We start from the raw sequence: 11,972 nt of genomic DNA, 5'->3' as shown, positions 1-11,972 counted from the left end.
TTCGCCGTGGGCGCCACGCCACCTCACCCGACTTCGCACCGCCTCACCCGTCCTTCAGCACCCGTCGCGCCACGGAGGTGATGTGCAACTCGTCCGGCCCGTCGAGAAGGCGGGCCATTCGGCCCATGCGGAAAAGGCCGGGGAGCGGGGTGTCCGGGCCGAGGCCGGCGGCGCCGTGGACCTGGATCGCCGAGTCCGCGACCTGTTGCAGCATCCGCGCCGCCGCGACCTTGGCCAGGCCGACCTCGATAGGGGCGTCACCGCCCGCCTCGATGAGCCGGGCGGCTTCGTGGACGAGGGAGCGGGTGGAGCGGATGGTCAGCAGCGCCTCGAAGATGTGCTGCTGGACGAGCTGCTGGTCGCCCAGTGGCCCGCGTCGCAGGGTGCGCTCGCGGGCGCGGCCGCGCATGAGCGCGAAGGCCCGTTCGGCCTGGCCGAGCCAGCGCAGGCAGCGCAGGGTGCGGCCGAGTTGCAGTCGTTGCGCGGCGATGGTCAGGGCGTTGCCGCGTTCGCCGATGAGGTGGTCGGCGGGGATCCGTACGTCGTTGAGTTCGATCTCCCACTGGCCTCCGGTGCCCAGGACGGGCAGCTCCCGGACGATGCGGAAGCCCGGGGTGTCGGTGGGGACCAGCAGCAGGGACAGTCCGTGCCGGTCTGCCGGTTCGCCGTCGGTTCGGGCGAGGACGGTCACGAGGTCGGCTTCGGCGGCCGCGGTGGTGAACCATTTGCGGCCGGACAGCGTCCAGGAGCCGTCGGGCCCGGCCTCGGCACGGGTCTGGGTCAGGAGCGGGTCGCTGCCCGGTACTTCGGGCTCCGTCATGGCATACGCGGAACGGATGCTCCCGGTGGTCAGCCGCTCCAGGTAGTGGTCGCGGACGCGGGGCGCGGCGTACCGGTGGAGCATGCGGGCGTCCAGGAGGGTGGCCGAGCCGAGTGCGGCGGGGCCGTGGTCGCTGGCGCCTTCCGCCTCGGCGATAGGGGCGTACGAGGTCAGCGGCAGCCCTTGGCCGCCCAGTTCGACCGGTAGGGGGAGTGCCCAGAGTCCTTCCTTCTTGGCCTCGTCCTGTAGCGCGGCAAGGATCCGGGCGGCCGCCGGGCCGCCGGCGTCGAGCTCGGGCTCGTTCGGGATCACGCGGTGGGTGACGAACTCCGTCACGCGTTCACGAATCTCATCCCCTGATGCCGGGCGGCATGCCGGCACCGCGGCCACGGTGACGGATTCCTGTTTCGGTCGCGGCTGACTGACGTCCCCGCAGGGTTCCGTTCCGTCCGCGTGAGCAGATCGCGGAAACTCCCTCGCCATTCTCCGTCCTTCCCCGGGAACCAGGTGGTCCCGCCATCCGACTGCTGGGCTCGTGGGAGAGAAGTCGGATCCGGCCGCCTTCGGGTTCCCGCGACGAGTCCGGTGCCGACGTGGCGGCCAGCGCCGCCGGAGAGAGAGCAGCAGCCATGGCACACACCACGACGACGAAGACGGTCCTGCCACTCGACGGGCTGGAGCTGAGTGTCTCGGGCACACCCGGTCTGGCCGGTACGGCCGTTGGCCATCTGCGGGCACTCGGCGCTCGGCCCACCCGGGAGGAGGACGGTGGCGCGGCCGGCGATGTGCGTCTCGTGCTGGCCGGGCAGGGGCATGCGCCGGTACCGGCTCAGGTGGCCTGGGCCGGCGTGTGTTCACCCCAGGAGGTGTGCGACGAGGTGACCGCGCAGGCGGTCTGCGGCGTGATGTCCGTCCATGGGCAGCGCGACGGAGGCCCGCGCGGACTGGCCGTCGACTATGCGGCGACCGCCGCCGGCGTCCTCGCGGTCCAGGGCATGCTCGCCGCGCTGATCGGCCAGGCGCGCGGTGGTGCGGTGGCCTCGGTGTCCACCGCGGTCGACCGGGCGGCGCTGCTGACGGTCTCCCAGTACGTCGCCGCTGCCGGAGCCGAGGAGGGCGAGGCGGCGCCGACGGGTGCGGGCGGGCCGCCGTTCACCGCGGCCGACGGCACGCGCTTCGAGCTGGAGGCCCTGGAACCTGCCATATGGGCCGGTTTCTGGCGTGCGCTGGGTGCACCGCAGGAGGCGATACGGGCCGGCTGGCGGCCGTTCCAGTTCCGGTACGCGACGGCCTGTGCGCCGCTGCCCGACGCGTTGCACGCCGTCACCCGCGCCAACAGCTGGGCGGACATCTGCCGCGCCGCGGACACCTCGGGGGCGGACGTCTGCCGGCTCCACCCGCTCGCGGAGCGGGTGGCGGAGGGCGCTGCGGCGGATGCGCCCTGGGCCCTGGCGCCGGGTGCCGAGTCGCCGCGCCCCGCCCCGGTACAGGTGCCGCCGTCCGCTCGCCCGTTGGAGGGCATGGTCGTCCTGGAGGCCGGGCGCCGGATCCAGGCACCGCTGGCCGCGCATCTGCTCGGGCTGCTCGGCGCGGAGGTGATGCGTGTCGAGCCCCCGGGCGGCGACCCGCTGCGCGGCATGCCGCCCACCTGCTCGGGTCTCTCCGCGCGCTGGCTGGCCCTCAACCGCGGCAAGAAGGCTGTCGAGATCGATATCAAGTCCCCGGCCGACCGCCGCCGGCTGCGGGAGATGGCCGCCGAGGCGGATGTCTTCCTCCACAACTGGGCCCCTGGGAAGGCCGAGCAGCTCGGCCTGGACACCGAGGCGCTGTCCGCCGCCAACCCCGGCCTCGTCTACGCCTACACCAGCGGCTTCGCCGGCCGGGAGCTGCCCGGTGCGCCGATGGGCACCGACTTCATGGTGCAGGCCAGGACGGGCGTCGGCGAAGCCGCACGGCCCGCCGATGAGCCGCCCGCCCCCTCCCTGATGACGCTGCTGGACGTCCTCGGCGGACTGCTGGGCGCGGAGGCCGTCCTCGCCGGTCTGCTCGCCCGCGAACGCACCGGGCGGGGCATCCGCGTCGATTCCTCGCTGCTGGGCGCGGCCGATGTACTCACCGCGCCCGCTCTGCGCCGTGCCGCGGCGGGGCGCGACCCGCGGCGCCCGGTCGGCTTCCGCCATCCGCTGCGGACCGCTGACGGCTGGCTGGCACCGGCCGACGTCTGCGCCGCCGAAGCTACCGGTCATGCGGAGCGCATACGGGAGCTGCCCACCGCCGAAGCCGTCGCCGAGCTGCGCGCCCGTGGGCTGGTGGCCACCGCCGTCACCACCGACCTCGCCGCCCTGCCGGACGACCCCCGGCTCGCCGGAGCCCTCAACCGCGATGACCACGGCGCACTCGCCGTCCCGGCTCTCTGGAGCCTCTCGTGACCGTGACCGTGACCGATGCGACCGACGCACCCGCGACGCACGCAACCGACGTACGCGATACCTCCCGCGAAGCCTACGAAGCCGAGGTGACCGACGTGCACGAGCCGATCCGCGATCTGGTGCCCGCCGCGCTGCGCCGCCACTGGGCGGCCGACGGCAGCTGCCCCGACCTCGACCTGTACGCACTCTTCCGCGCCCGCCGTTGTGCCGACCCCCACCGGACCGCTGTCATTGACCCGCGGGGAGAGGTGAGTTACGCCGAACTGGACCGGCAGGCGCGATGTCTGGCCGCCGGGCTCGCCGAGACCGGCATTCGCCCCGGCGACGTGGTCGGCGTCCAACTTCCCGGCGGACGTCACGCAGTCATCGCCGACCTCGCCGTGGCGGCCCTCGGCGCGGTCGTCCTGCCCTTCCCCGTCGGCCGCGGCAGATGCGAGGCCGCCTCCCTGCTCGGCCGCTCCGGCGCGGTCGCCGTCATCGCCGCGACCGAACACCGCGGCAACCACCACGCCGAGAACCTGCGCGCCCTGTCCCCCGAACTCCCCGCACTCCGCACGGTAGTTGCCGCCGGACCCGGGCACACCCCGGACGGCTGCCTCTCCTTCGACGAGCTGCTGCGAGCCGACGGCGCGGCCTTCACCCCTGCCCGCCCGGACCCCGATGCGGCGGTCCGCATCCTGGTCTCCTCCGGCTCCGAGGCCGAACCCAAGATGGTCGCCTACTCGCACAACGCGCTGGCCGGAGGCCGCGGCAACGTCATGGCGTCCCTGCTGGCCGAGGGCCGGCCGCCGCGCAACCTTTACCTGGTGCCCCTGGCGTCAGCGTTCGGCAGCAGCGGCACCGCCGTCACCCTGGCCCGCCACGGCGGCGCCATGGTGCTGCTCAACCGTTTCGACGCCGAGGCCGCCCTCGCCGCGATCGGCCGACACCGTCCCACGCACCTCTTCGCCGTACCGACCATGGTCCGCATGCTCCTTGAGCACCTCGGTCGGACGCCCACCGACACCTCGTCACTGACCGCGATGGTGCTGGGCGGCGCGCCCCTCGATCCGGGCACCGCGGCCGAGGCCCGGCACGCCTTCGGCTGCGCGGTGGTGAACCTGTACGGCTCGGCCGACGGAGTCAACTGCCATACGGGCACCGAGGAGCCGAAGCCCGACGACGGGCCCGGCATCGCGGTCGGACGTCCGGATCCGCGGGTGGCCGACATCCGCATCGCCGACCTGGACGCCCCGCGCGACGACATCGTGGAGGCACCCGTGGGTGTCACGGGCGAGATCGTCGCCCGCGGCCCGATGACCCCGATGTCCTACGTAGGTGCCCCCGAACTCGACGCCCGCTATCGCGCTCCCGGCGGCTGGGTGCGCACCGGAGACCTGGGCATGCTGGACGGCGACGGCACGCTGCGCGTCATGGGACGGTTGAAGGACATCGTGATCCGGGGCGGCGCCAACATCAGCCCCAGCGAGGTTGAGCAGCACCTCCTGACACATCTGCAGATACGGGAGGCGGTCTGCGTCGGCGTACCCGACCGGCTGATGGGCGAACGGCTGGCCGCCTGCGTGGTGCCGAGACAAGGGCAGGATCTACCGGGACAGGCACTGACGCTGAAGGAACTGTGCCGCCACCTGGACGAGCGCGCCCTGGAGCGCCGCAAGCACCCCGAGGCGCTGCTGCTCATGGACGAGCTGCCGCTGACCCCGGCGGGCAAGCCGGACCGGGCGGCGATGCGCAAACGGCTTGCCGAGGCCGACCACACGAACGCCGGGTAGACCATGCGGCCCGGGCAACGGCGAAGGGCCACGGCGGTTGTCGCCGCGGCCCTTCAGCCGGCTACCGAGCCCGCCCGTACCGGCCCGGCGTCACTGCTTCTTGGCCAGCCCCTGCTCCACCGCGTTCGCCGCAGTGCGGTACACCGCCAGGAGATCCAGGTCCTTGCCGGGGAAGTTGGCGATCTCCACCTGCTTGGTACCGGAGTCCGGCAGGACCGTCCCGGTGGACATGTGGACGTTGTCGAGGACCAGCGACGGCTTCTTCGCCGACAGCTTGGACACCTGGCTGGGGGTCACCGGGTCCGGCCCGTACGTACCGACCACCTCCGCGCCCGCCAGCTTCGCGGCCCAGGTGGAGAACGCCTGGGCCACCACCGTCGGCCGATGGCCGCCCGGCCACGCCTTCTTCACCTTGGCGGAGAGCTTGCCGTACTCGGTATGGAAGGACTTCGTCCAGGCCGCGGCGGTCTTCTCGGTACCGAACTTCTTGCCCAGCTTCGTCACTTCGGCGATGGCCTTGTCGGCGGTGTTGTCCAGGTTCACCGCGACGAGCTGGGCGTCCGAGCCCGCGGCCTCCTTGATCTTGCCCGCGAAGGGCTCGAACGACGCGTACAGCACATAGTCGGCATCCGCGACCGCGGCGAGGTCGGAGGGCTTGGGCTCGTAGTCGGGCGCGTGCTGCACCGACGGCGGGACGATGACCTTGACGTCCTTCGCCCCGGCGGCCCGTGCGAAGGCCGCCTCCCACGTCGTGGTGGCCACGACCACCGGACCGCCGCCCTTCTTGTCGTGGGACCCGGCGTGTGCGGAGTCGTCGGTACCGCCGCCCGAGCAGGCGGTGAGCAGGGACAGACCCGTGGTCAGTGCAAGGGCGGGGACGAGGCGGAAGAGGACGCGGAGGCGTGCCATGAGCGGTTTCTCCGTTCGGGGATGAGATGAGCGGCCAGGGCGGTCGCCCCGGCCACGAGGACGAGAATCGGACCAGGCGGCAGATCCAGCGCCAGGGCCGCCATGAAGCCGACGAGGTTGACGGCCAGGCCGATGCCGACCGCCCAGGCCACGATCGAGCCCAGGGAACGGCCCAGCCGACGGGCGGCCAGCGCGGGCAGCAGGGTGAGGGCGTCCACCAGCAGCGCACCGGTGAGCCGGATGGCCCCCGCCACCGCGACCGCGACGAGCACCAGCAGCACCAGGGTGAGCCGCTGCACCGGCACCCCGGCGCAGAGCGCCAGTTCGCGGTCGTGCAGCAACAGCGCCACCTGGCGCCGCCGCCACCAGAACAGCCCGGGGACGACCACGGCCAGCGCGGCGAGGACAGCCACGTCCCCGTCACCCACCGAGAGGATCGAGCCCCACAGCAGAGCGAAGGCCCCGGCGGCATTGACCCCGGAGACCGCCAGTACGAGCAGCGCAGCCGCGATGGCCAGGCTCATCAGCAGGCCCATCGCCCCGGACAACCCGTCAGGGGTACGGGCCAGCGGGCTGATCCCGGCCCCGGCCAGCGCGCAGGCGACGATCGCGCAGACGGCGGGATCGAGTCCGGTCAGCAGCCCGACGGCGATGCCCAGCAGGGCGACGTGCATCATCGCGAAGCGGACCGGCATGATGTCCAACCCGACGATCACCACGCCCACGACCGGCAGCCCGACGGCCGCCAGCAGCAGAGCGAGCCCGGCACGCTGCACGGGGACCAGGCTCAGCAGATCTCCGAGGTGGGTCCATTCGTTCATGCGGCGACCTCCCGCACGCGCCCGGCGGCCATCTCCAGGACCCGGTCGCACTGCTTCGCCAGCCCGCGGTCGTGCGTCACCACGACCAGCGTTACCGGTAGCCCGGTCAGCACCTCTGCAGCCTCCGACTGCCCGTCGAAGTCCAGCGCGGCCGTCGGCTCGTCGGCCAGCAGCACCCCCGCACCGGCCGCCACACAGCCGACCGCCCGCGCCAGATGCACCCGCTGGAGCTGTCCGCCGGACAGCGTGTGCAACGGCCGGTCGGTCAGCTCGCCGACGCCCAGCCGGTCGGCCGCCTGCCCGGCCTCCTCCCCGTCCCCGCTGCTGGCCAGCAACTCCCTTACCAGCAACGGGAAGCGGCCCGCTGCCGGGCGCTGCGGAATCCAGGCGCAGGCCCGGCGTCGCCACGCCCACTCGGCCGCCGTCCTGGCCGGCCGGCCGCCCACCGCGATCTGCCCGCCGACGTTGCGGTGCAGGCCCAACACCGCGCGCAGCAGCGTCGTCTTGCCCGATCCATTGATTCCGGTGAGCGCCACCCGCTCGCCGGGGGCGATATCGAGATCCACCTCGTGGACCACCTCCTGCCGCCCGTGACGACAGGAGACCTCGGCCATGCGTATGCCGAGCCCCTCCATCAGACCCTCCTCCCCACAGTCGCTGCGTGCCGAAGGCCGGAGGTGCGTGCCCCGGCCAAAGAGAGCTGTCGGACGCCGGACGCCTTTGGTTCCCGGCTCCCTTCCCCCATCGACCCGGGGGTACGTTCCGCGGCGTCCTCGGCGGCCCGCAGCATGGTGATCAGCTGGCCCCGGGCCCGTGCGACGCGCGACCGCACCGTGCCCACCGGACACCCGGCCACCTGCGCGGCCTGCGCGTACGGCAGGCCCACCACCTGGGTGAGCACAAACGCCTCCCGCCGCTCGACCGGGACGCCGGCAAGCAGTTCGTCCAGCGCGACCCGCTCCTCGAACCCCGGCAGGCCACGCGGCTGGCACCGCTCCGCGGCCTTCTCCCACTCCGCCAGATCCGCCGTCTTCGGCCGCGCCGAGGCGGCGCGGTACCGGTCCACGACCACCCTGCGAGCGATCGACAGCAGCCACGTACGGGCCGAGGAGCGGCCCGCGAAGCGGGAAAGGCCGCCCAGCGCACGCAGAAAGGTCTCCTGGGCGAGGTCGTCCGCCGACTGCGGCTCCGTCAGGTGGGCGACGAACCGCCACACCTCCCGCTGGGTGGCCCGTATGAACGCCTCCACCGCCGATGGATCGCCGTCCCGTGCCGCCATCGCCAGGGCCGTCACCTGCTCATCGTCCACCGCGCGCTCCCGGGTCCGGGCAGATACAGGACGGGTGCCGGTCCGAGGCGACACATCTGGGCTGTTCCGGGGCGACAATGGCGTCATGACGTGCGCCCCCCACCGCGCCGCGCTCTCCACTCGCCTGGACGGCGAACTCGCCGCCGCCGACCCCGCGTCGGAGCCCCTCGACCGCCATCTCGCCCGGTGCGCCAACTGCCGCCGCCGGGCCGCCGACGCCGAGCGCCTGCGCGCGGTCGGTCGTACGGCGCTCGGCCTCGCCCTGCCATGGACGGACCGGTTGCTGACCGAGCTGGCCGCCCGCCGCGAGAGGCCAGGCAGTCGCTGAGTTCGTGCGCTCGGGCAGGCAACCACAGGGGAATCGGGGGGTTCTGGACCGGCGAACGGCGGTGCGCTCGGGCGCACGCCAAGGATGTATTCGTGTCATCGGGGATCAGTCCTCGGTGCACGGCCGTGCCAGTGCTCAACGACACCAGCACGGCGGATGGACGGCCGTCGTCCGATGACGGTCAGCACCACCTCTCCGGTGGCGGGCCGGGACGAGGACCGTAAGGAGGGAAGTTCCCGCCGCGCCTCGATCACGGGCACCGCGACGGTGGTTCATGGCGGGCATCCATCACACTCGGGCAGGTGTCAGCAGCTCGCCGACCGGCAGCGGCCGGAGGGGAGTTGCACGGACACCCGTCACCGCCGGACCACCAGGTCAGCCCGGCAGCCCGCGATGGACGCTCAGCAGTACGCCAACCCCCGCGGCGGCCCGCGCCGCGACAGCACATGACACAGCAACGGCGCCCGCAACCGGTCGACGGGACGCCCGCCACGCGATACGGACCACAGGCTCGGCCGCTCCACGGGGACGAAACAGACGATGACCAGAAGCCTGAGCACCCCTACGGCCAGCACGGCCAACGCACCCAGGCAGCGGAGCAGCCGGAAGACGGTGCTCTCGCCCCACCACAGCCACAACCCGCACACCACGGCGGCCAGTCCATGGGCGGCAGCCATCCCCAGGACGCTGTGCCCGCCATGCGCCATGGGGGGCGAGCCGGTTCCCATGCTCCCCATCGCCGGTCCATGCCCCATGCCCATCGGCATCTGCATCGACATGGGCCGCTGCTGGGCCCCCACGAACAGATGGTGCAGCACTGCCTGCACCACCAGCAGCCCGCCCACAATCGCCACGGGGCCGCGCTCCCGACGCGCAGCCACCCAGGCACCGGCCCCCGTGATCAAGAACGCAGCAGCCAGGGCCCACGGGGCGATATCGGAGCCGGACATCCACACATGGCCGATCGCTGACAGCACGACGCACACCGCGGCGAACAGCGCGGCGCGCACCCCTCTCGACAGCGACTCGGCGGACACAGCCCGCCATGCTGCCATCCGGCCCGGGGTGCCGGGCAGGACTTATCCGACCGGACGGAAGCTTTCCTTCTCGTCCGACCCGACTGACGCAACCATGCGCTGGTTTCCGGCATCCGTGGAAGGCCACTCATTCCTGCCTGCGCCCTGCCACCACCGCCACTCAGGGCGGGAATGAGCCCGTACGGCCCCTCTGCGACGGCAACGGCGGCCTGCGCAACACAAGCCACCAAACGCCGTGACCCACCTCACATCCCATGCCGGAACTCCCCCCTCCGCCACCCCGACTCATCAGTTGTCAGCTGCTTCGGATACCGGATACCGGATGCCGGATGAACGGGCGGGCCGCCCGACACGTATCCCAAGCCGACCGATCAACCGCGGCCCGCCGCAGACACACCAGGACAGGGAGCCGTCATGGCTGAAAAGCAGTACGCCGTCACCGGCATGAGCTGCCAGCACTGTGTCAACAGCGTCACCGAGGAGGTGTCCCAGGTGCCCGGCGTCTCCGACGTCAGTGTCGACCTCTCTGCCGGCACCGTGACCGTACGCGGAGCCTCCGTGGACGACGAGCGGGTGATCGCCGCGATCGTCGAGGCCGGCTACAGCGTCGGCGATCTTGACGCCGCCTGACCTGAGCTGCCCGGCGCATCGCACACCGGCAACGGCGGACGCCCCCACCCGGGCCAAAGGCCGCTTGGACCTCTCTAAGGCGGTGATCGACAGTTCCCATATCCGGGCGCTCAAGGGCGGCCCAAAACCGGACGGAGCCCGGTCGACCGAGGCCGTCCGGGCTCCAAACACCATGTGATCTGCGAAGCCACCGGCATCCCGCTGGCCGTGACCCTAACGGGTGGCAACCGCAATGACGTCACCCAGCTCATGCCGCTATTGGCGGCGATTCCGCCTATCCGCGGCAACCGAGGTTGGCCCCGCCAGCGAGGGATGTGGGACCTCTCATCGTCCGTGCAGATGCGGTTCAGGGGGTCAATCGTGCTCGCGCAGTCGGACGCGCTGGGCGTGCCATTCGTCGAGTAGCCGGGGCATGCGCTCGGCCATGAAGTCGTAGAAGGCCGCGGCCTCCTCGATGATCGAGCGCCGTTGGGTTTCTCCCTCGTCCAGCAGCCGCAGCGCCTCGCGGGCCAACTCCGCCTGTTGCCGGTAGGTCGCGCCCTCGAACCCGGGCGGCTCCAGCGCACGCGGGTCGAGACCGATGTAGTCGGCGCGCTGCCCGGCCGAACGGGTGCGCCGCACCGCATGATGCCCAGCCAGCAGATCGACGGCCCCGACGATCGCACTACGGCTGGCCAGCAGTCCTTCGGCGAGCTGCGCGATCGTCTGTTGCGGCGGCTGGCAGACCAATAGGTAGCCCAGCACACGCCCGGCGACCGGCGGGAAGCCGTATTCACGAGCGTAGAAGGCGGCCATGCGGTCGGTGTAAGCCAGGGTGTGATCGTCCATGCCCCCCCAATGACACAGACGACTGAGATATCACAAATTGTTGGTGTCTCAGTCGTCGATGTCGCCTTGATCCGCCTCCCCGCCCATGGTGAACCGGACGTGACGGTAGCGGTCGTGGTCTTAGCCGCGATCGACATAGATCCCATTCCGTCGCCGACGGGGACGACCGCGCATGCCGCGGATGGGTGGAAGCGCCACCAACCGCCGAACTCCCCCCGAGGTCACAGCAACTCAAGTTGCGTGAGGAGTTCTTAGGTCGTGTCTGCTGGGTCGGGTGGCCGACGAAGATTGGCCCCGCTAATCGGTCACTTCACCTCTACCCTGACTTTCCAGGGCGTGACGACCAGAGGGCAGAGGTGGCCGGGGTCGGCGCGGCAGTGTCGCTGAGCGCTGAGAACGGCGATGCCGTCCCTCGCGGCATGGAACCTCGCCGTGGCATCCCCCTTAGGAGTCGTGCCGCCCGCGGTCCGATGGAGCACGGCGGCGTCGCTCACCGGGACGCTCCAGGAGTAGATGAGCCCGTGTTCGCGAGAGCCGGTGAGAGTGACTTCGATGTCGTCGCCCGTATGCGCGGCCACGGTCCTGCCATTGTCCGCGTTCGTGAGAGTAACGCGCCCGGCCATTTGGTGCGGTGTCTGGCTGTGCGCAGCTGCTGGCGCTGCCGCAGATGCCATGACGGCAACCAGGGCCAGCCCCACGCCCCATGGAGCGACAGACCATTTCCTTCCCACCACGTTTTCCTCCCTTGGTCCCGCCGAGTCGGACGTCCCTCCCGACGGCATCAGCAGACCTGATCTTTCCGGTCAGCTCTACGTCCCAGCGAAGTGTCGGTTCCAAAACCACCCGACCGAGGGTTGTGGTGCCCGACCCGTCGGACACACCTAGTAGTGCTTTGTTACGTGGCCTTGTCACGGTGAGTGTGTGGTAGTTCGCTGGTTGTATGAGGGCTGGGGAACTTGCTGCGTGTCGGGGCCGGTTGGAGGAGTTTGCTGGAGAGGTGTTCGCGCCGTTGGTGCGGCGGGATCAGCGTGAGAAGGGCGCCCTGTATCTGAGGGGGCTGCTGCTGGAGGGCCGACGTAAGTCGATGCA

General features: G+C 71.6%; 12 protein-coding genes and 2 pseudogenes. 6 read left to right on the top strand and 8 right to left on the bottom strand.

What is annotated here, in order from left to right; genetic code table 11:
* Nucleotides 1-43 precede the first annotated feature (43 nt).
* Nucleotides 44-1,168 carry an acyl-CoA dehydrogenase family protein gene (locus ACZ7MX_RS38765; protein WP_472139395.1) on the bottom strand — a complete coding sequence of 375 codons (1,125 nt, stop codon included), beginning with the start codon at nt 1,166-1,168 and terminating at the stop codon, nt 44-46.
* Between the two features lie 281 nt (nt 1,169-1,449).
* On the opposite strand from ACZ7MX_RS38765, the gene ACZ7MX_RS38760 reads away from it, so the two are divergent.
* The gene (locus ACZ7MX_RS38760) at nt 1,450-3,249 is read left to right on the top strand and encodes a CoA transferase (RefSeq protein ID WP_472139305.1); all 1,800 of its coding nucleotides are present in this window, start codon (nt 1,450-1,452) and stop codon (nt 3,247-3,249) included.
* A gap of 95 nt (nt 3,250-3,344) precedes the next feature.
* Nucleotides 3,345-5,021, top strand: a complete 1,677-nt coding sequence (locus tag ACZ7MX_RS38755; RefSeq protein ID WP_472139393.1) for a class I adenylate-forming enzyme family protein — start codon at nt 3,345-3,347, stop codon at nt 5,019-5,021.
* A 90-nt stretch (nt 5,022-5,111) separates the two neighbouring features.
* Here ACZ7MX_RS38755 and ACZ7MX_RS38750 read toward each other — a convergent pair whose 3' ends face one another.
* Genes ACZ7MX_RS38750 through ACZ7MX_RS38735 form a run of 4 tightly spaced genes read right to left on the bottom strand, consistent with a single transcriptional unit; the run spans nt 5,112 to nt 8,147 of the window.
* Complete coding sequence (locus tag ACZ7MX_RS38750; protein WP_472139303.1) at nt 5,112-5,930, bottom strand: metal ABC transporter solute-binding protein, Zn/Mn family; 819 nt, start codon at nt 5,928-5,930, stop codon at nt 5,112-5,114.
* Complete coding sequence (locus ACZ7MX_RS38745) at nt 5,882-6,751, bottom strand: metal ABC transporter permease (RefSeq protein WP_472139301.1); 870 nt, start codon at nt 6,749-6,751, stop codon at nt 5,882-5,884. Before ACZ7MX_RS38745 ends, ACZ7MX_RS38750 begins: the two co-directional genes overlap by 49 nt.
* Nucleotides 6,748-7,386 (bottom strand): metal ABC transporter ATP-binding protein, encoded by a 639-nt coding sequence (locus ACZ7MX_RS38740; RefSeq protein WP_472139299.1) that lies wholly within the window; start codon nt 7,384-7,386, stop codon nt 6,748-6,750. Before ACZ7MX_RS38740 ends, ACZ7MX_RS38745 begins: the two co-directional genes overlap by 4 nt.
* Nucleotides 7,386-8,147 (bottom strand): sigma-70 family RNA polymerase sigma factor, encoded by a 762-nt coding sequence (locus tag ACZ7MX_RS38735; protein ID WP_472139298.1) that lies wholly within the window; start codon nt 8,145-8,147, stop codon nt 7,386-7,388. Before ACZ7MX_RS38735 ends, ACZ7MX_RS38740 begins: the two co-directional genes overlap by 1 nt.
* On the opposite strand from ACZ7MX_RS38735, the gene ACZ7MX_RS38730 reads away from it, so the two are divergent.
* Nucleotides 8,146-8,388, top strand: coding sequence for a zf-HC2 domain-containing protein (locus tag ACZ7MX_RS38730; RefSeq protein WP_472139296.1), 243 nt, complete (start codon nt 8,146-8,148; stop codon nt 8,386-8,388). The two genes, ACZ7MX_RS38735 and ACZ7MX_RS38730, sit on opposite strands and share 2 nt — an antisense overlap.
* Nucleotides 8,389-8,789: 401 nt before the next feature.
* On the opposite strand, the gene ACZ7MX_RS38725 is transcribed toward ACZ7MX_RS38730, so the two are convergent.
* The gene (locus ACZ7MX_RS38725; protein WP_472139294.1) at nt 8,790-9,425 is read right to left on the bottom strand and encodes a hypothetical protein; all 636 of its coding nucleotides are present in this window, start codon (nt 9,423-9,425) and stop codon (nt 8,790-8,792) included.
* A 414-nt stretch (nt 9,426-9,839) separates the two neighbouring features.
* Here ACZ7MX_RS38725 and ACZ7MX_RS38720 point away from each other — a divergent pair, with 414 nt between their 5' ends.
* Both ACZ7MX_RS38720 and ACZ7MX_RS38715 read left to right on the top strand, forming a co-directional pair.
* A complete protein-coding gene (locus ACZ7MX_RS38720) occupies nt 9,840-10,055 on the top strand; it encodes a heavy-metal-associated domain-containing protein (protein WP_472139292.1) in 216 nt (71 codons plus the stop codon).
* 40 nt (nt 10,056-10,095) lie between these two features.
* Nucleotides 10,096-10,364: pseudogene (locus ACZ7MX_RS38715) on the top strand (transposase); the annotation flags it as partial.
* A 45-nt stretch (nt 10,365-10,409) separates the two neighbouring features.
* Here the strand turns inward: ACZ7MX_RS38715 and ACZ7MX_RS38710 are convergent.
* The gene (locus tag ACZ7MX_RS38710; RefSeq protein WP_472139290.1) at nt 10,410-10,883 is read right to left on the bottom strand and encodes a GbsR/MarR family transcriptional regulator; all 474 of its coding nucleotides are present in this window, start codon (nt 10,881-10,883) and stop codon (nt 10,410-10,412) included.
* A gap of 305 nt (nt 10,884-11,188) precedes the next feature.
* Nucleotides 11,189-11,461 (bottom strand): hypothetical protein, encoded by a 273-nt coding sequence (locus tag ACZ7MX_RS38705; protein WP_472139289.1) that lies wholly within the window; start codon nt 11,459-11,461, stop codon nt 11,189-11,191.
* Nucleotides 11,462-11,823: 362 nt separating this feature from the next.
* On the opposite strand from ACZ7MX_RS38705, the pseudogene ACZ7MX_RS38700 reads away from it, so the two are divergent.
* Nucleotides 11,824-11,972 (top strand): annotated as a pseudogene (locus ACZ7MX_RS38700) (IS701 family transposase); the annotation flags it as partial.

It is taken from the genome of Streptomyces sp. NPDC107765 (assembly GCF_055657085.1).
This window is presented reverse-complemented; position numbering and strand designations above follow the sequence as displayed.

What these genes read in the sequence shown, in the direction of transcription:
- ACZ7MX_RS38760 (WP_472139305.1), top strand. Translation starts at nt 1,450, where the DNA reads ATGGCACACACCACGACGACGAAGACGGTCCTGCCACTCGACGGGCTG.
- ACZ7MX_RS38750 (WP_472139303.1), bottom strand. Translation starts at nt 5,930, where the DNA reads ATGGCACGCCTCCGCGTCCTCTTCCGCCTCGTCCCCGCCCTTGCACTG.
- ACZ7MX_RS38745 (WP_472139301.1), bottom strand. Translation starts at nt 6,751, where the DNA reads ATGAACGAATGGACCCACCTCGGAGATCTGCTGAGCCTGGTCCCCGTG.
- ACZ7MX_RS38740 (WP_472139299.1), bottom strand. Translation starts at nt 7,386, where the DNA reads ATGGAGGGGCTCGGCATACGCATGGCCGAGGTCTCCTGTCGTCACGGG.
- ACZ7MX_RS38730 (WP_472139296.1), top strand. Translation starts at nt 8,146, where the DNA reads ATGACGTGCGCCCCCCACCGCGCCGCGCTCTCCACTCGCCTGGACGGC.
- ACZ7MX_RS38735 (WP_472139298.1), bottom strand. Translation starts at nt 8,147, where the DNA reads ATGACGCCATTGTCGCCCCGGAACAGCCCAGATGTGTCGCCTCGGACC.
- ACZ7MX_RS38720 (WP_472139292.1), top strand. Translation starts at nt 9,840, where the DNA reads ATGGCTGAAAAGCAGTACGCCGTCACCGGCATGAGCTGCCAGCACTGT.
- ACZ7MX_RS38710 (WP_472139290.1), bottom strand. Translation starts at nt 10,883, where the DNA reads ATGGACGATCACACCCTGGCTTACACCGACCGCATGGCCGCCTTCTAC.